The following is a 17,857-nucleotide window of genomic DNA, read 5'->3' on the forward strand; positions in this document are numbered from 1 at the left end:
CCCGCTGTTGTCCGTTTCTTACACTGCTTAACGTATTCTTAACCCTTACTGCATGATCCCTCTTACTTTGCCTTTGAGGGCTTGCCGCGCAGTCAGCGCTGCCGGTTTTCTGCATCAGTCACGGTGGGTGCCAGAACCCTTCTGGCACCAGACGGATGCAGGCTTAAGCCGGTACGCTGAGTGCTTTCTGGCTTCGTGACCAGACGCGATGCGCGGCCATTGCGGCCAGAAATTCACTCATCAATACACCTTCGGCCTTATTTTCCACAATCATCCCTTCCTCCTGCTCATCATCGTTAAGACCAAACTGCGACATAAAGCGCCGGGCCGCACCGCTTAATGCAATGACTTTAAGATGTTTATAGGCTTCCAGCAGAAAATAGCGGGCATCACCACTGAGGAGCAGTGCATCAATATTACCGTCAGGGACAATCACAGCGTCAAAGGTCAGTGATGGCAATCCGCTGAAGGTGGCATCAACGGGCAGGTGCGAACCATCATCGGCGCGCACCTGTCCCATATGACGGGCGAGCAGCTTACTGTGTATACCCTGAGCCTTAAGCTCCTGAAGGATAGCCAGTACGTCGGCGGCGATGACGCCATCGCTGAGCAACAGCGCCACCTGGCGGCCTTTAACTGAGCCGCTCGGCACGGCATAAAGGCTCAGGCTGGCATCCTTCTTCAGGCCGTTAACATCTTTTGGCGGCGCGGTATGCATTTTTTCGTCGGAAAGGGCGATACCCAGATTTTCCGCGACGCTGTTTGCCAGTGACACATCAATATGCACCAGATGATCCACCACCCGTTCACGGATCCAGCTTCTGGCGACTTTACTCAGTTCAAATGAGAACGCATCGATAATGTGCTGTTGCTCTACCGGTGTCTGACTGTTCCAGAACAGTCGCGGCTGCGAATAATATTCCCCGAATGACGGGCTGCGTTCCCGGACTTTGTGCCCCTCAATACGCTCCTGATAACTTTCAAAGCCGCCGCGTTGCGGGGAGGGAGGTGTTTCGCGTGGCCAGTTGTCATTGATGGAGTTGGGCTGGTAGTTCGCGGGATTGGTATCTATATCCATCCGGTGCATTCCCTGCCGTTGAAAGTTGTGATAAGGGCAGGTAGGACGGTTAATTGGGATTTCATGGAAGTTTGGTCCACCGAGTCGGCTGATCTGCGTGTCGGTGTAGGAGAACAGACGGCCCTGCAACAGGGGATCATTGGTAAAGTCCAGGCCGGGCACGATATGGCCTGGGTGAAAGGCCACCTGTTCGGTTTCTGCAAAAAAGTTATCCGGGTTGCGGTTAAGCACCATTTTGCCAATCAACTCGACCGGCACCAGCTCTTCGGGGATCAGCTTGGTGGCATCGAGCAGGTCAAAGTCAAATTTAAACTCGTCCTCTTCGGCGATCAGTTGCACACCCAGTTCATATTCAGGATAGTCTCCGGCTTCAATGGCTTCCCACAGATCGCGGCGATGGAAATCTGGATCGCGTCCGGTCAGTTTCTGTGATTCATCCCACAGCAAAGAAGCCTTGCCCGCGACGGGTTTCCAGTGAAAACGCACGAAAGTCGCTTTACCTTCAGCATTAATAAATCGAAAGGTGTGGATGCCAAAACCTTCCATCGTGCGGTAGCTACGAGGAATACCGCGATCGGACATCGCCCAGATGACGTTGTGCAGCGTTTCCGGTTGCAGAGAGACATAATCCCAGAAGGTGTCATGTGCACTCTGACCCTGTGGGATTTCGTTATGTGGCTCAGGTTTTACTGCATGAACAAAATCCGGAAATTTATGCGCATCCTGAATAAAGAAAACCGGGGTGTTATTACCAACCAGGTCAAAAACTCCCTCTTCAGTGTAAAACTTGGTGGCCCAGCCACGGATATCGCGCACGGTGTCGGCGGAGCCTGCGCCACCCTGAACGGTGGAGAAACGCACAAAAACTGGCGTCAGGCGGTCCGGATCGCGCAGGAAGTCAGCTTTGGTGACGTCACTCATATTGCGGTAAGGCTGGAAATAACCGTGAGCCGCCGAGCCTCGGGCATGTACGATCCGCTCCGGAATACGTTCGTGGTCAAAATGGGTGATTTTTTCCCGCAGGATAAAATCTTCCAGTAGCGTGGGGCCGCGCGTGCCCGCCCGCAGGGAGTTCTGATCGTCGGCAATGCGCGTTCCCTGGTTGGTGGTCAGGGGGAAATTTTCGCTGCCCTTACGAAAGGTTTCCAGCGCGTCGATTTTTGCATTGCGGGTATCAGGGGCTTTCAGGCTGCCCGGCGCGGTAGGCTGTTTGCCGGGGGGCGTCGGTTCTGCCAGCGGTTTATAAGAACGCCCTTCGGGTGCCAGAGAATCCATGCCGGGTCTGGCTGAATCAGGCCCGGTTGCAGGGGCATTGTGGCTTATTTCCTTATTATCAGTTTCTTTCGACATGTGCTTTGCTCCGGTAGTGGTCACTTCAGACTTCAGTAACTATAGAACAGTGGTACAGGTACGCCTGTTAAGCGCAGGGTTAAGCCGCCCGGCAGAATGCTTACCGGTGGGAAAATGGCAGGAGTGGGGCAGATTAGCGTGATGACGGTGGCATCTCACCTCTGCCCCGGAGGATTTCGTTATGGCGAACAAGGTCGGGGCGGAGGTCATTCATCGCGATAAATGAAAGAGGCCGGATAACCAGCCTCAGCTGAGAAATATTAAAGCGTTCAGAGGGTTAGCGCTGGGCTAATGCCGCATCGTTTTCGGCATCACTGTTCATCCGTGATTTATCTGTCTGCTTCAGCCACTGGCTGGTCAGCGTCCCGGCGGTTACCGAGCCGTTAACATTCAGGGCAGTTCGGCCCATATCAATCAGCGGTTCAATGGAGATCAGTAATGCCACCAGCGTCACCGGCAGGCCAAGCGTTGGCAGTACGATCAGCGCGGCGAATGTTGCGCCACCCCCGACGCCTGCCACACCGGCAGAGCTGAGCGTCACAACACCGACCAGCGTGGCGATCCACATCGGGTCGAAGGGGTTAATACCCACCGTGGGCGCGACCATTACTGCCAGCATGGTGGGATAAAGCCCGGCACAGCCGTTCTGCCCAATGGTGGCGCCAAATGAGGCTGCAAAGCTGGCAATGGATTCAGGAATGCCCAGACGGCGGGTTTGTGCTTCAACGCTCAGTGGAATAGTGGCGGCACTGGAACGGCTGGTGAAGGCAAACGTCAGCACCGGCCACATTTTCCGGAAAAAACGTCCGGGGTTAACGCCGTTAACTGACAGTAACAGCGCATGGACCGCAAACATAATCGCCAGTCCCAGATAAGAAGCCAGCACGAATCCACCCAGTTTGATGATGTCATTCACGTTTGAGCTGGCCACGACTTTAGTCATCAGCGCCATCACACCGTAGGGGGTCAGTTTCATAATCAGCCTGACCAGCTTCATCACCCAGGCCTGTAAGACGTCAATGGCTGCCAGCACACGTTCGCCCTTCGGTTTATCATCTCTTAACAGGTGCAGAGCGGCGACGCCGAGGAACGCAGCAAAGATGACCACGCTGATAATGGATGTCGGATTCGCGCCGGTCAGATCGGCAAACGGATTTTTCGGGATGAAGGAAAGCAGCAGTTGAGGCGGCGACAGATCGGCGACTTTACCAACGTAATTAGATTGCAGGGCAGCAAGGCGCGCCGTTTCCTGCGCGCCCTGGACCAGACCACTGGCGTTCAGGCCAAACAGCCAGGTGACGAATACGCCCACCAGTGCGGAAATCGCAGTCGTAAACAGCAGGACGCCGATAGTCAGCGTGCTGATTTTGCCCAGAGAAGAGGCGTTGTGCAGACGTGCCACCGCGCTGAGGATCGAAGCAAAAACCAGCGGCATCACAATCATTTGCAGCAGCTGAACATAGCCGTTGCCTGCGAGATTAAACCACGTGATTGAAGTTTTCAGCGTCGGGTTATCTGCGCCATAAATAGTTTGTAATGACAGCCCAAACAGTACGCCAATCACCAGGCCCGTCAGCACCCGTCTGGACAGGCTCCAGCTACTGTTGCCGCATCTGGCCAGAATGACCAGCAGAATGATAAATGCCGCCAGGTTAGCCAGTAATGGAAAGTTCATCCCCGTATCTCCAATGGTTTCGGGGTTGTCTTCGCCCCGTCAATAACTGTTATTTTTTGTTGCGCAACAGGTGCGTCTTTGCGCGCATGTTAACAGTGAGGGCAGAAACAGCAATATATCCAAAAGGCATGTCTTATAGCTAACGGGCATTAAAAACCGCTACCAGGCTGGTTGCTGTTTAATTAAGCGGCCGATGCTGTTCTGAACGGCATTAATGATTTGCGCCGGCCAGCCGTTTGCGCCTGAGGGCGGCATACCCGGAGGAAACCACATGGCGTACCCCACCAGCGCCAGACACAAGGCTCTCTCCAGTTGATTGCCTTTCTGGCTGTTCAGTAATGGCAGACGAAAACGCCAGCGGCACGGCCACAGCAGTGGCACCCCGGCAGGGGTAAGCATGTCGGCGGCGATATGACTCAGATAGCCCAGTACCAGGCCCTGAAAGGCATCGGCGGGAATAATTCCCTGTGAAGGAATTTTCAGTTGTAACAACGCCACCGCAGCAATCACCGCCAGCAGGGAGTGGGTAAACCCCCGGTGACCGAAAAGCCGGGCGACCGGATGAGAGATCCATTTCAGGCGCTGACCCAGAAACGATTTAGGATGGTCAATATCCGGTAGCAGGCAGGTCAGCAGTGCGGCGGGAATGATGTGCCACCAGTCACCGCTTGCCAGTTCTGGTGTCAGCTCAGCCCGTTTGGCAAATATGGCGCTGGCGATAGCAAAAATTAGATGGCCTTCGGCCGTCATGATTATACCCGGTTATATTACTGTTATTTCATCCAGTATAGGGGATATATACAGTGTAATAAACAGGTTACGTTGTAACGAAAGATAAATAATTTTCCTGCCTGACTGTCAGAGTATCCCCAGCCAGACCAATGCCGGTCCGGGGATCAATTTCCCAGCAGTGCTTTTTTAGTCAGTTGAGTGAGCGAGCTGAGCTGCACATCCGCCAGCGTCCATCGGGCATCACTGGCGAACTGAGGTGCAGGGACCACCACAGAACGCATTCGTGCCGCTTTTGTCGCAATCATACCGTTGAAGGAGTCTTCCAGCGTCACGCAGCAAAGAGGGTCAACATCAAGCGCTGCGGCGGCATCAAGATAAACCTGCGGATGCGGTTTGCTGTAAGGAAGCGATTCCGCAGAGGCCAGCACGCTGAAGTTATCGCGCAGCTCAAACATGTCCAGAACCCGCTCCAGCATAGTTAAAGGCGAAGCGGAAGCCAGACCGATTTTCAGTCCCTCAGCCTGACATAGCTGTAATGCCTGCTTAACGCCGGGTAACAGTGGACGGCTTTCTTCAATCAACTCCAGGGTACGGGCTATGATACGGCGGGTGATCGCCTGCTGATCGGGGCCTCTCCAGGGCTGTGCCTCGAACCACATTCTCACCACCTGATCGATACGCAGACCCACGGTGTCAGGCATTTCGCTGCGTCTGGTGAGATCAACGCCTAACTGAGCGAATATTTCCAGCTCAGCTCTCTCCCACAGGGGTTCAGAATCGATTATCAGTCCATCCATATCAAAGATTGCTGCCACAACCGGGTGGGAACGGGACATATTCAGCCTCCATCAGAAATTTACAGATACCTTAGCAGAACGACCATGCTGCAACATCTTTCCATCCATCACGCTTTCTGACCCACAGGAGGTGAGAACCACTTTTTACAGGCAGATTTTATTTTCAAAGGGTAAACTTAGAGCCACATTTCAGGATGACAGGAAGAAAGCATGACTTATCAACAGGCTGGCCGGATCGCAATACTCAAACGAAGTGCTGGCTGGGTTATTTTTATTCCGGCGTTAATCTCAACATTGATCTCACTGATGGGATTTCTTGAGAAAAGCCGGGAAAAACGGGAAGGCATTAATGCGGTCATGCAGGACTTCTCCCACGTCATGATCGATATGATCCGCTTCAATACCGGCTTTCTGAACAGCTTCTGGAATAATTCGCCGGTGCCGGATTTCAATCAAGGTAGCAATATTACTTTCTGGATTATCTACGTGATGATTTTCATCGGCCTGGCTTTACAGGCATCGGGTGCCAGAATGTGGCGGCAGTCGCGTCGTCTGAAAGAAGGGGTTGAGGATCAGTTAATCCTGGAAAATGCCAGAGGGACGGAAGGGCGAAGCCGCCAGCAGTTGGAAGAGAAAATTGTGGTGCCCGGACATAGCATTTTTCTGCAATTTTTCCCGCTGTATATTCTGCCAGTGGCCGTCGCCGTCGCGGGCTATTTTATCCTGAAGTTGTTGGGTTTTATCGGCTGAATCCCCGGGCTTCTCACTATCAATCCGGTTTGACGTGCTGCACTTTTGGCCCATCCGGGTCCAGCAGCGCCCCCACCGCCCGCTGAGCCTCTGTTATCCAGTCGCCGCCAAACACGTTAGCCCGGTTGAGCAGATAATAGAGCCGATAGACGGGCTGACGCGACAGGTAGTCAGTCGGCAATGGCCATACTGACTGATAACCGTGCAGAAGGTGTTGTGGCAACGCTGGGAAGTCTGGCAGCAACGCCAGATCGCACTCTCTGTCTCCCCAGTAACAGGCGGGGTCAAAGATCCACGGCCCGCTGTGGCTGTTGCCGTAGTTTGCAGGCCACAGGTCGCCGTGCAGCAGGGAAGGCTGGGGATGGTGCGAGGCCAGTAATCTCTCAGCGCAATCGATGATCAATTCGCTGTTGCCATATTGAATGCCTTTTTCCGCCGCCAGCAGCAACTGCCAGCCAATGCGTTGCTCGGAAAAAAAATGTGACCAGCGGCGCAACCAGTTGTTGGGCTGAGGAGAGGTGGTGAAATTGTTATCAAAATCCAGCCCAAATTGCGGTTGCTCACTCCATTGATGCAGCCGCGCCAGCTGTTCACCCAGTTGTCTGGCACTTTCACCGTCCATCGGCCGCAGTGGGATATACTCCAGCAGAAGAAAGCTGACATCACGATCGCTACCCACCCCATAGACTGTCGGCACTTTCACCGTTCCCGTGCGTGCCAGCAACTCCAGTTGTTCTGCTTCCCTGATAAACAGGTCGAGCATGTCGCGTGAATTGCATTTTACAAAGACATCATGCTCACCATAGCGGGCTCTCCACGTCGAGTGTATTTCTCCATCAGATAACCGGATACGCTGGGTAATTTCAGCAATTGCAAACTGCTCACTTAACAGACGACCAATGGCTGACCACATGGGGTACTCCTTTTTACGCTGTTCACTGTGGGAGGATGATTATTTCCGTCAGAAAACACCTCACGCACCTGGCAATTTAATATTCAATATGTTGAGACGAGCGGTTGCACGCTGTGGTCTCTGTCAGATGTTTCCTGTTTACAATGTGGTGAAAAATTTGCAACTAACCGTTATAATTTGCCATGTTAATGAGATGATTCTCATTTGGCGGGCTTTGCGGGCCTGTTAGCTGAAAAAAATATATATTTAATAAAATGTTACGATTCTTACCGTAAATTACATTGATCGTCCTCTGAAACTCTTCAGACTCACCCTTTTAACCTGTCGTACGGATCACATTAAATGAAAGCGCTTAACAAGCTGTCTGCACTACTTTTACTCTCCGGGGCCTCGATATGCCATCAGGCACTGGCGGATAACAACGTTTTTACCGTCATGGATGATCCTTCAACGGCAAAAAAAACCTTCGAAGGTAATGCTGCCGCCGGCTATCTTGCTCAGACGGGAAACACCACCAGTTCATCACTGACGGCTAACACCAATATGACCTGGTATCAGCCCTCAACGGCATACAGCTTGTGGGGTAACGCCAGTAATACTTCATCTAATGACGTACGTGCTTCTGAAACTTACCAGATCGGTGGACGTACCCGTTACAACCTGAACTCGGCTGATTACCTCTTTGGTCAGGCCAGCTGGTTAAGCGATCGTTTTAACGGTTATGATGGACGCTCTATCCTTGCTGCCGGTTACGGTCGCCAGATACTGAATGGTCCGGTGCATTCGTTACGCGTGGAAGCCGGTCCTGGCGTGCGTTACGATGACTACCACGACGGTGGGCATGAAACCCAGGCACTGGCCTATGGGGCATTGAGCTACCAGTGGCAACTGACCGACACCACGAAGTTTATTCAGGGTGTATCCGTACTGGGAAGCGATGATACCACCGTAAACTCAGAAACCGGTCTTCAGGTAGCGATTAACAGCCATTTTGCTCTCAAGCTGGCTTACAATGTGACATGGAACCAGAATCCGCCGTCTTCAGCACCGGATAAAACGGATACCAAAACCACGATTCAGCTTTCATACGCTATGTAAACACCCGGGTCCGGAAGCAAGCTTAATACTTTCTGTAAAGCAGGATTATGCTTCCGGATCTGAACTCCCCTGAACTGATTTTTATCCACACCTGGTGGCGAACAGAGAGCGATATTATTCAAATATCATTCTGTGTATCAGATATATTTCTCAAATCACGGCCTCTGCACCTTACTCTTTTACATAAAAAAATTTCCATCCGGTAATTTATTTTCATGTTTTTATATTTTTAATGCCAGCATCATTGATGGCGATAATCATAAGGTGTGAATTCAGGTAACGGTTGCCTTATGATGTTGCAATGAGGTTGGCGCACTATTTTGAGCAATTCATTACTGGTGGCATAAAACATAAGGCCATGCCAGGTTCTGTATGCAGTGACTCATCTTATTTAATCCGCTGCGCAAATCGGGTGGTGAAAATTATACAAATTATCCGGATGTTGTTTCTGTTGAAATAAAAAAGGCGGATGGAATAACCGGCGTGGAAAATGACGCTCTCCTGATGGCATTGTCTGTTGCAGCGCACCTGTTATACACCCGACTGGTTGAGCAACCAGGCAGCCAGTCGGGAATGCCAACAGTAAGGTGAGTTTTTGGGTTGGACGAAAACGATACCAGACTGAATTATCCCTTTTACGGTTACGGCAGGTTACAGCCGCGATGGTATGCCGGAAAACTCTGTGGAGAAAAGCTTATAGCAGGCTTCCTCTTTGCTCATGCCGTGCATTTAGCGCCTGTGGCGTGTAAGATAACCCCCCTTCGAAGGTTTCTTCACGTCGATGCCTTTGACTCTGTGTGTCAGGACATTGCCTCAAATCGACAAATGTGAGTTGATTTTAAGATGTAATGCCATGATATATATACAAAATTAAACTTTGTATGTAGCCTTGCGTACGGGTTACCACTGCATTTAAGGATGTTACATGCCTGTAATTACTCTTCCTGATGGAAGTCAGCGTAAGTTTGATCATGCTGTCAGCGTGATGGATATTGCTCAGGATATTGGTCCGGGGCTGGCAAAAGCCTGTATCGCTGGTCGGGTAAATGGTGAGCTGGTCGATGCGGTTGATCCAATCAGCACCGACGCAAATGTCGCCATTATCACGGCTAAAGATGAAGCCGGGCTGGAGATTATTCGTCACTCCTGCGCTCACCTTTTAGGGCACGCTATCAAACAGCTGTGGCCGGATACCAGAATGGCTATCGGTCCGGTTATTGATAACGGCTTCTATTATGACGTTGACATTGATCGCACGTTGACCCAGGAAGACATTGAGCTGCTGGAAAAGCGTATGCACCAGCTGGCTGAAACGAATTACGATGTCATTAAGAAAAAGGTCAGCTGGCAGGAAGCGCGTGACGCCTTCGCCGCGCGTGGCGAAACTTATAAGATGACGATTCTTGATGAAAACATCAGCCATGACGACAGTCCGGGCCTCTATCATCATCAGGAATATGTTGATATGTGCCGTGGACCGCATGTGCCTAATATGCGTTTCTGCCACCATTTTAAATTACAAAAAATTTCAGGTGCCTACTGGCGGGGCGACAGCAACAATAAAATGTTGCAGCGAATTTACGGTACGGCCTGGGCTGATAAAAAGCAGTTGGCCGCTTATTTGTTGCGTCTGGAAGAAGCCGCTAAGCGCGATCACCGTAAAATTGGTAAGCAGCTCGATCTGTACCACATGCAGGAAGAAGCGCCGGGAATGGTATTCTGGCACAACGACGGCTGGACCATTTTCCGTGAGCTGGAGATTTTCGTTCGCAGTAAGCTGACGGAGTATGACTACCAGGAAGTTAAAGGTCCGCTGATGATGGATCGGGTGCTGTGGGAGAAAACCGGGCACTGGGAAAACTATAAAGAAGCGATGTTTACCACCTCTTCGGAGAATCGTGAATATTGTATTAAACCGATGAACTGTCCCGGACATGTCCAAATCTTCAATCAGGGACTGAAATCGTACCGCGATCTGCCGCTGCGCATGGCTGAATTCGGCAGCTGCCATCGTAACGAACCTTCCGGGGCCCTTCATGGGCTGATGCGGGTGCGTGGCTTTACCCAGGATGATGCTCATATCTTCTGTACCGAAGAGCAGGTGCGTGCTGAAGTAAACAGCTGTATCCGCATGGTCTATGACATGTACGGCACTTTCGGCTTCGAAAAAATCGCCGTCAAACTTTCCACCCGTCCGGCGAAGCGCATTGGTTCTGATGAAATGTGGGATCGCGCTGAAGCGGACCTTGCTGCGGCGCTTGACGAGAATCAAATCCCGTTTGAGTACCAGCCGGGTGAGGGGGCGTTCTACGGCCCCAAAATTGAATTTACCCTGCATGACTGCCTGGATCGCGCATGGCAATGTGGCACCGTGCAGCTTGACTTCTCGCTGCCAGGACGTCTTGGTGCGTCATATGTCGGTGAAAATAACGATCGCCAGGTGCCGGTAATGATCCACCGCGCCATCCTGGGGTCTGTGGAGCGCTTTATCGGTATTCTGACCGAAGAGTATGCCGGATTTTTCCCAAGCTGGCTCGCTCCGGTACAGGTGGTGGTGATGAATATCACCGATGGTCAGTCCGAATATGTTGCAGAATTGACCCGAAAACTTCAGAATGCGGGCATTCGTGTAAAAGCGGACTTGAGAAACGAGAAGATTGGCTTTAAAATCCGCGAGCACACTTTACGTCGTGTCCCTTATATGCTGGTTTGTGGTGATAAAGAGGTGGAAGCAGGCAAAGTTGCCGTTCGCACCCGCCGTGGTAAAGACCTGGGCAGCATGGACGTAAATGAAGCGATCGCGAAACTGTTGGAAGAAATCCGCAGTCGCAATCTTCATCAACTGGAGGAATAAGGTATTAAAGGCGGAAAACGAGTTCAACCGGCGCGTCCTAATCGCATTAACAGAGAAATTCGCGCCAATGAGGTTCGTCTGACAGGCGTCGATGGCGAGCAGATTGGTATTGTCAGTCTGAATGAAGCTTTAGAAAAAGCTGAAGAAGCAGGCGTTGATTTAGTTGAAATCAGCCCTAACGCCGAGCCGCCGGTTTGCCGTATTATGGATTACGGCAAGTTCCTCTACGAAAAAAGCAAATCTTCTAAAGAACAGAAGAAAAAGCAAAAAGTTATCCAGGTTAAGGAAATTAAATTCCGTCCTGGTACCGATGATGGCGACTATCAGGTAAAACTACGCAACCTGGTTCGCTTTCTGGAAGAGGGTGACAAAGCCAAAATCACGCTGCGTTTTCGTGGTCGTGAAATGGCGCACCAGCAGATCGGCATGGAAGTGCTTAACCGCGTCCGTAAAGATCTGTGTGACGATATGGATCTGGCGATTGTCGAATCCTTCCCTTCGAAGATTGAAGGTCGTCAGATGATTATGGTGCTCGCTCCGAAGAAGAAGCAGTAGGCCATTAAAGCAATATCAAGCACTGTGGCTTCGGTCACAGTGTCTTTTTATTCGCCTCTCTGGTTCATTTTATTAACAATGCGAAGTGGATGTTTTAAATGCCAAAGATTAAAACTGTACGTGGCGCGGCTAAGCGCTTTAAAAAGACCGCCTCTGGCGGCTTTAAGCGTAAACACGCAAACCTGCGTCATATTCTGACGAAGAAATCAACTAAGCGTAAACGTCACCTGCGTCCAAAAGGCATGGTGTCAAAAGGCGATCTGGGCCTGGTTATTGCCTGCCTGCCATACGCATAAGTCATTTTTTTCAAACAGAATATTAAACAGGAGAGCTAAATGGCTCGTGTAAAACGTGGTGTAGTTGCTCGCGCACGTCACAAAAAAATCTTAAAACAAGCTAAAGGCTACTACGGTGCACGTTCGCGTGTTTATCGCGTTGCCTTCCAGGCTGTCATTAAAGCTGGTCAGTATGCTTACCGTGACCGCCGTCAGCGTAAGCGTCAGTTCCGTCAGCTGTGGATCGCGCGTATCAACGCTGCGGCACGCACTAACGGAATGTCTTACAGCCGTTTCATCAATGGCCTGAAAAAGGCATCTATTGAGATCGATCGTAAGATCCTGGCTGATATCGCTGTTTTCGACAAAGTGGCCTTTACTGCCCTCGTTGAAAAAGCAAAATCAGCACTGGCGTAAGTCAGATGAAAGAGGGAGCTTGCTCCCTCTTTTATTTTTTACTGTTGAAAAAATTGACTTTTTTATCTGTGCCCTTTTCAATAGAGCAGTCGTTTTCAGAATTCACTTTAACAACAAGGTAATGCCTGCATGAATGCGAGTTTTCGTTTCTTTTTTTACTTTAGCACCTGAATTCAGGAGGCTTGCGCTAAGAGAAGAAACGAAAAATCGCGCTGAAAGCCTCCCTCGTGGAGGCTTTTTTTGTTTCTGGCGTGGCAAATCCAGGGCGAACTCGTCCACATAAAAACAGACCGGCCACGGCGGCTGGAAGAAGAGGAAAGCATGTCACATCTCGCTGAACTGGTGGCGAACGCGAAAGCAGCCATTGTCGATGCACACGATGTTGCCGCGTTAGATACGGTACGTGTCGAATATCTCGGGAAAAAAGGCCATCTGACTTTGCAGATGACCACACTTCGTGAACTGCCTGCCGAAGAGCGTCCGGCAGCCGGGGCGGTGATCAACGAAGCAAAGCAGCTGGTACAGGATGCACTGAATGCCCGCAAAAATGATCTTGAATCAGCAGCACTGAATGCGCGTCTGGCGGCGGAAACCATCGATGTATCTCTTCCCGGGCGTCGCACAGAGAATGGCGGGCTGCACCCCATCACCCGAACGATTGACCGTATTGAGACGTTTTTTGGTGAACTGGGTTTTGCTGTGGAAACCGGTCCTGAGATTGAAGATGATTATCACAACTTCGATGCCCTGAATATTCCGGGACATCACCCGGCTCGTGCCGATCACGATACGTTCTGGTTTGATGCCACTCGTCTGTTACGCACCCAGACTTCTGGGGTACAGATCCGCACGATGATGAATCAGAAGCCGCCGATACGTATTATCGCACCGGGGCGTGTTTATCGTAACGACTACGACCAGACCCATACCCCGATGTTCCATCAGATGGAAGGTCTGATTATTGATAAAGATATCAGCTTCACCAATCTGAAGGGGACGTTGCACGATTTCCTGAATAACTTCTTTGAACAGGATTTACAGGTGCGTTTTCGTCCCTCTTATTTTCCGTTTACTGAACCGTCCGCCGAAGTGGATGTGATGGGTAAAAACGGTAAGTGGCTGGAAGTTCTGGGATGCGGCATGGTGCATCCGAATGTGCTGCGCAATGTCGGTATTGATCCGGAAATTTATTCCGGTTTTGCCTTTGGTATGGGCATGGAGCGCCTGACCATGTTGCGCTATGGCGTTACTGATTTGCGCGCCTTCTTCGAGAATGATTTACGTTTCCTCAAACAGTTTAAATAAGGGCGGTTAACAGCAATGAAATTCAGCGAACTCTGGCTACGCGAATGGGTTAATCCGGCCATCGATAGCGCCGCCCTGTCCGAACAGATAACCATGGCCGGTCTGGAAGTTGACGGCGTCGATGCGGTTGCGGGTGCATTTCACGGTGTCGTCGTGGGTGAGGTCACCGAGTGTGGTCAGCATCCGAATGCGGATAAACTGCGGGTTACCAAAATCAATATTGGCGGCGAACGCCTGTTAGATATCGTTTGTGGCGCACCAAACTGTCGTCAGGGGTTGAAAGTCGCCGTGGCAACCGTGGGTGCAGTACTTCCCGGTGATTTCAAAATCAAGGCCGCTAAACTTCGCGGCGAACCTTCAGAAGGAATGCTGTGCTCATTTTCTGAACTGGGGATTGCCGACGATCACAGTGGCATTATTGAACTGCCGCAGGATGCGCCAGTCGGAAGCGATATCCGTCAGTATCTTCAACTGGATGATAACACCATCGAAATCAGCGTTACGCCGAACCGCGCTGACTGTCTGGGGATCATCGGTATTGCCCGTGACGTGGCGATGTTAAACAAAATGGCGCTGACTGAGCCTGTGGTGACCCCCGTTACCGCAACTGTTGCCGATACCTTGCCCATCCGGGTGGATGCGGTTGAAGCGTGTCCGCGATATCTGGGACGGGTGATAAAAAACATCAACGTTAAGGCTGCCACGCCGCTGTGGATGAGAGAGAAACTGCGCCGTTGTGGTATTCGCTCCATCGATCCGGTGGTGGATATCACCAACTTCGTACTGCTGGAACTGGGACAGCCGATGCATGCTTTCGATCTTGATCGGATCGACGGAGGCATTGTGGTGCGTATGGCAGAAGAAGGGGAATCCCTGACGCTGCTCGATGGTAGCGATGCAAAACTGAAGAACGATACCCTGGTCATTGCTGACCATCATAAACCCCTGGCAATGGCCGGAATTTTCGGTGGCGAACATTCAGGTGTCAATGAATCTACGCGTAGCGTGCTGTTAGAGAGTGCGTTCTTCAGTCCGCTGTCAATCACCGGTCGCGCGCGTCGTCATGGCCTGCATACCGATGCTTCGCATCGTTATGAACGTGGTGTTGACCCGCAATTACAGTACAAAGCGATGGAGCGTGCCACCGGTCTGCTGCTGGAAATTTGTGGCGGCGAAGCCGGTTTGGTTATTGATGTTACCGACAGGGCATCGCTGCCAGAGCGTGCCACCATCACGCTGCGTCGTGAAAAACTGGACCGACTGATCGGCCATGTTATTTCAGACGATGAAGTGAGCGACATTCTACGTCGTCTGGGCTGTGACGTGACAGAAGGCAATGGGTACTGGCAGGCAACAGCGCCAGGCTGGCGCTTTGATATCGCGATTGAAGAAGACCTGGTCGAGGAAGTCGCCCGCGTTTACGGTTACAACAATATCCCTGATGTCCCGGTGCGGGCCGGTCTGATAATGACTTCCCACCGTGAAGCTGAACTTTCTCTGAAGCGTGCGAAAGCGATGCTGGTAGATAAAGGCTACCAGGAAGCCATCACCTACAGCTTTGTTGATCCTAAATTGCAGGCGCTGTTGCATCCGGGTATTGAACCACTGGTATTACCTGCTCCCATTTCAGTCGAGATGTCCGCGATGCGTCTTTCGCTGTGGACCGGGCTGCTGACCGCGGTGGTTTACAATCAAAACCGTCAGCAAAGCAGGGTGCGACTGTTCGAAAGTGGACTGCGGTTTATACCGGATGCGCAGGCAGACCTGGGCATCCGTCAGGATGTTATGCTGGCAGGTGTTATCAGCGGTGCACGCTCCGAAGAGCACTGGGATCTGGCGCGCCAGACCGTTGACTTCTATGATTTGAAAGGTGATTTGGAGTCCGTGCTCGATCTTACCGGTAAATCATCTGACATCACCTTCCGTGCTGAAGCTAATCCTGCACTCCATCCCGGGCAGAGTGCGGCAATTTATTTGCAGGATGCCCGCATTGGTTTTATTGGTGTGGTGCACCCGGAACTTGAGCGTAAACTGGATCTTAACGGTCGTACCGTGGTGTTCGAACTGGAATGGGATAAGGTGGCAGACCGCGTCCTGCCTGATGCCAGCGAGATTTCACGCTTCCCGGCAAACCGCCGTGATATCGCCGTCGTGGTTGCAGAAAGTGTTCCGGCAGCAGATATCATCGCAGAGTGTAAGAAAGTTGGCGTAAATCAGATAGTTGGCGTAAACTTGTTTGACGTGTACCGTGGTAAGGGCGTGAATGAAGGTTTTAAGAGCCTTGCTATCAGCCTGATTTTGCAAGATACCAGCCGGACACTCGAAGAAGAGGAGATTGCCGCAACCGTCGCCAAATGCGTTGCGGCATTAGAAGAGCGATTCCAGGCAACCTTGAGGGATTGAACCTATGGCGCTTACAAAAGCTGAAATGTCCGAATACCTGTTTGAAAAGCTTGGACTTAGTAAACGGGATGCCAAAGAGCTGGTAGAACTGTTTTTTGAAGAGGTCCGCAGGGCTTTGGAAAATGGTGAGCAGGTCAAACTGTCAGGATTTGGCAACTTCGACCTTCGCGACAAAAATCAACGTCCTGGACGTAACCCTAAGACCGGTGAAGATATTCCGATTACGGCGCGTCGTGTGGTCACTTTCCGGCCTGGGCAGAAGCTCAAAAGTCGGGTTGAAAACGCCACGCCAAAAGAAGACTGATTTCTGCTATCTCAAAAGGCCGCTGATGCGGCCTTTTTCTTTGCTTTGACCCGTCCTGAATAGCGTTGACACATTTTCCCGCGATTCTGAGGAGAATGTGATGAAGCAATATGTTAAACGTACACAACGCGACTACTCTCTGTCCTTTAAACTGGCCGTCGTTGAGCAGGTTGAAAAAGGTGAGATGACTTATCGTCAGGCTCAGGAGCGCTACGGTATCCAGGGGTGCTCCACCGTTCTGAAGTGGCTGCGTAAATATGGCCAGCTGGACTGGCACTCTTCAAAGCAGCGCAGCGCACGTGGAGGACTCATGAAAAAATCCCTTCCCCTTACGCCTGAACAACGAATCAAAGAGCTTGAGCAGCAGCTGGCTGAATCCGAAGTGAAGGCGCAGTTCTTTGAGGCCGTCGTGAAGGTCATGAACACTGAGTTCGGTGCCACGCTGACAAAAAAGCAGTTAGCTTCGTTATCGCGCAGGCAAAAACACCCGGACTGACCATCGTCAGGGTCTGCCGGTTTTTAAAAATAAGCCGTCAGGCCTGGTATCAGGGGTGTCAGCGCGTGCAACGTAAGTCAGAGCAGGCCTGCCGCATTACTGAGGAAGTGAAAAACCTCAGGATGCAGCAACCGCGCCTGGGCACGCGCAAGCTGCACCATATCCTTAACTGTCGGGATGCACCTGAACTGCATATCGGGCGGGACAGCCTGTTTACCGTACTCCGGGAGGCCGGGCTGCGGGTACGTCCGGCCAGGGCTTATCATAAAACAACCCACAGCCATCATCGCTTTTATAAGCATCCAAACCTGCTGAAAGACGGGCCGGGGCGGACCGTCATCTCCGGCCCGGAGCAGGTTTGGGTGGCGGACATTACCTGGCTTCCGGTCAGAACCGGCACGGCTTACGTGAGCCTGGTAACCGACGCATTCTCACGGAAAATAGTGGGTTACCATGTGCATGAAAGTCTTCATACAGAGCACGTGGTGAAGGCGCTACAGATGGCACTGAAAAACCGGCATGGCAGGACACCGCTGATCCATCACTCCGATCGCGGCATACAGTACTGCTCAGCGATGTACCAGTCGGTGCATGAAAGACACGGGCTAATCTGCTCAATGACGGATGGGTATGACTGTTATCAGAACGCCATTGCGGAGAGGGTCAACGGAATACTGAAAAACGAGCTGCTGATAACGCGCCCGGCAGACATCGTTCAGGCAGAAATAATGGTGGCGGAGTCGGTAAGAATCTACAATAGCCAGCGACCGCATCTGTCGCTGAAATATAAAACGCCAGATGCAGTACATCAGGCGTTTTGAGGGCGTAAAGTGTCAACCTATGCCAGGACTAGTC

Annotated in this window: 15 protein-coding genes, 1 pseudogene and 1 other annotated feature; of the genes and pseudogenes, 11 read left to right on the plus strand and 5 right to left on the minus strand. The window is 51.5% G+C overall.

Annotated features, from left to right (window positions below):
• Positions 1–163: 163 nt before the first annotated feature.
• From katE to hxpB, 4 genes are all read right to left on the minus strand, one after another.
• Entirely contained in the window at positions 164–2,428 is a 2,265-nt protein-coding gene (katE, locus tag BG55_RS18030; RefSeq protein ID WP_034940462.1) for a catalase HPII, read from the minus strand.
• A gap of 277 nt (positions 2,429–2,705) precedes the next feature.
• Positions 2,706–4,103 carry an L-cystine transporter gene (locus BG55_RS18035; RefSeq protein WP_034940464.1) on the minus strand — a complete coding sequence of 466 codons (1,398 nt, stop codon included), beginning with the start codon at positions 4,101–4,103 and terminating at the stop codon, positions 2,706–2,708.
• Between the two features lie 159 nt (positions 4,104–4,262).
• Positions 4,263–4,853: a metal-dependent hydrolase gene (locus BG55_RS18040; RefSeq protein ID WP_034940465.1), complete on the minus strand. Its 591-nt coding sequence runs from the start codon at positions 4,851–4,853 to the stop codon at positions 4,263–4,265.
• A gap of 146 nt (positions 4,854–4,999) precedes the next feature.
• Positions 5,000–5,671 (minus strand): hexitol phosphatase HxpB, encoded by a 672-nt coding sequence (gene hxpB / locus BG55_RS18045; protein WP_034940467.1) that lies wholly within the window; start codon positions 5,669–5,671, stop codon positions 5,000–5,002.
• Positions 5,672–5,842: 171 nt separating this feature from the next.
• Here hxpB and BG55_RS18050 point away from each other — a divergent pair, with 171 nt between their 5' ends.
• Entirely contained in the window at positions 5,843–6,382 is a 540-nt protein-coding gene (locus BG55_RS18050; protein ID WP_034940469.1) for a YniB family protein, read from the plus strand.
• Positions 6,383–6,401: 19 nt separating this feature from the next.
• Here BG55_RS18050 and BG55_RS18055 read toward each other — a convergent pair whose 3' ends face one another.
• Entirely contained in the window at positions 6,402–7,295 is an 894-nt protein-coding gene (locus BG55_RS18055) for a fructosamine kinase family protein (protein ID WP_034940470.1), read from the minus strand.
• A gap of 342 nt (positions 7,296–7,637) precedes the next feature.
• On the opposite strand from BG55_RS18055, the gene BG55_RS18060 reads away from it, so the two are divergent.
• The 10 genes and pseudogenes from BG55_RS18060 to BG55_RS18105 all read left to right on the plus strand — a co-directional run bounded on the left by BG55_RS18060 (position 7,638) and on the right by BG55_RS18105 (position 17,823).
• A complete protein-coding gene (locus tag BG55_RS18060) occupies positions 7,638–8,393 on the plus strand; it encodes a DUF481 domain-containing protein (RefSeq protein WP_034940472.1) in 756 nt (251 codons plus the stop codon).
• 925 nt (positions 8,394–9,318) lie between these two features.
• A complete protein-coding gene (gene thrS, locus BG55_RS18065; RefSeq protein WP_034940473.1) occupies positions 9,319–11,247 on the plus strand; it encodes a threonine--tRNA ligase in 1,929 nt (642 codons plus the stop codon).
• Positions 11,248–11,250: 3 nt separating this feature from the next.
• Positions 11,251–11,802: a translation initiation factor IF-3 gene (infC, locus tag BG55_RS22105; RefSeq protein ID WP_071995056.1), complete on the plus strand. Its 552-nt coding sequence runs from the start codon at positions 11,251–11,253 to the stop codon at positions 11,800–11,802.
• A gap of 98 nt (positions 11,803–11,900) precedes the next feature.
• Positions 11,901–12,098, plus strand: coding sequence for a 50S ribosomal protein L35 (rpmI, locus tag BG55_RS18075; protein ID WP_004157374.1), 198 nt, complete (start codon positions 11,901–11,903; stop codon positions 12,096–12,098).
• Positions 12,099–12,137: 39 nt separating this feature from the next.
• Complete coding sequence (gene rplT, locus BG55_RS18080; protein WP_034940476.1) at positions 12,138–12,494, plus strand: 50S ribosomal protein L20; 357 nt, start codon at positions 12,138–12,140, stop codon at positions 12,492–12,494.
• 120 nt (positions 12,495–12,614) lie between these two features.
• Positions 12,615–12,738, plus strand: a sequence feature (Phe leader region).
• Positions 12,624–12,665: pseudogene (locus BG55_RS23070) on the plus strand (hypothetical protein). It overlaps the preceding feature by 42 nt.
• A gap of 77 nt (positions 12,739–12,815) precedes the next feature.
• Entirely contained in the window at positions 12,816–13,799 is a 984-nt protein-coding gene (gene pheS / locus BG55_RS18085) for a phenylalanine--tRNA ligase subunit alpha (RefSeq protein WP_034940487.1), read from the plus strand.
• Between the two features lie 15 nt (positions 13,800–13,814).
• Entirely contained in the window at positions 13,815–16,202 is a 2,388-nt protein-coding gene (gene pheT, locus BG55_RS18090) for a phenylalanine--tRNA ligase subunit beta (protein ID WP_034940477.1), read from the plus strand.
• A gap of 4 nt (positions 16,203–16,206) precedes the next feature.
• Positions 16,207–16,506 (plus strand): integration host factor subunit alpha, encoded by a 300-nt coding sequence (gene ihfA / locus BG55_RS18095; RefSeq protein ID WP_004157378.1) that lies wholly within the window; start codon positions 16,207–16,209, stop codon positions 16,504–16,506.
• A gap of 100 nt (positions 16,507–16,606) precedes the next feature.
• Positions 16,607–17,823 (plus strand): IS3 family transposase gene (locus tag BG55_RS18105; protein WP_152542550.1). Its coding sequence is split into 2 segments (ribosomal slippage): positions 16,607–16,951 and positions 16,954–17,823, totalling 1,215 coding nucleotides; the frame shifts between segments, so codons are not numbered across the junction.
• Positions 17,824–17,857: the final 34 nt, after the last annotated feature.

The sequence above is a fragment of the Erwinia mallotivora genome (genome assembly GCF_000590885.1).
Taxonomy (GTDB): Bacteria; Pseudomonadota; Gammaproteobacteria; order Enterobacterales; family Enterobacteriaceae; genus Erwinia; species Erwinia mallotivora.

Bases quoted from the DNA above. Each gene is read 5' to 3' on its own strand.
- BG55_RS18050 (WP_034940469.1), top strand. From the start codon at position 5,843: ATGACTTATCAACAGGCTGGCCGGATCGCAATACTCAAACGAAGTGCT.
- rpmI (WP_004157374.1), top strand. From the start codon at position 11,901: ATGCCAAAGATTAAAACTGTACGTGGCGCGGCTAAGCGCTTTAAAAAG.
- BG55_RS18055 (WP_034940470.1), bottom strand. From the start codon at position 7,295: ATGTGGTCAGCCATTGGTCGTCTGTTAAGTGAGCAGTTTGCAATTGCT.
- pheS (WP_034940487.1), top strand. From the start codon at position 12,816: ATGTCACATCTCGCTGAACTGGTGGCGAACGCGAAAGCAGCCATTGTC.
- thrS (WP_034940473.1), top strand. From the start codon at position 9,319: ATGCCTGTAATTACTCTTCCTGATGGAAGTCAGCGTAAGTTTGATCAT.
- pheT (WP_034940477.1), top strand. From the start codon at position 13,815: ATGAAATTCAGCGAACTCTGGCTACGCGAATGGGTTAATCCGGCCATC.
- BG55_RS18040 (WP_034940465.1), bottom strand. From the start codon at position 4,853: ATGACGGCCGAAGGCCATCTAATTTTTGCTATCGCCAGCGCCATATTT.
- hxpB (WP_034940467.1), bottom strand. From the start codon at position 5,671: ATGTCCCGTTCCCACCCGGTTGTGGCAGCAATCTTTGATATGGATGGA.
- rplT (WP_034940476.1), top strand. From the start codon at position 12,138: ATGGCTCGTGTAAAACGTGGTGTAGTTGCTCGCGCACGTCACAAAAAA.
- BG55_RS18060 (WP_034940472.1), top strand. From the start codon at position 7,638: ATGAAAGCGCTTAACAAGCTGTCTGCACTACTTTTACTCTCCGGGGCC.
- ihfA (WP_004157378.1), top strand. From the start codon at position 16,207: ATGGCGCTTACAAAAGCTGAAATGTCCGAATACCTGTTTGAAAAGCTT.
- BG55_RS18035 (WP_034940464.1), bottom strand. From the start codon at position 4,103: ATGAACTTTCCATTACTGGCTAACCTGGCGGCATTTATCATTCTGCTG.
- katE (WP_034940462.1), bottom strand. From the start codon at position 2,428: ATGTCGAAAGAAACTGATAATAAGGAAATAAGCCACAATGCCCCTGCA.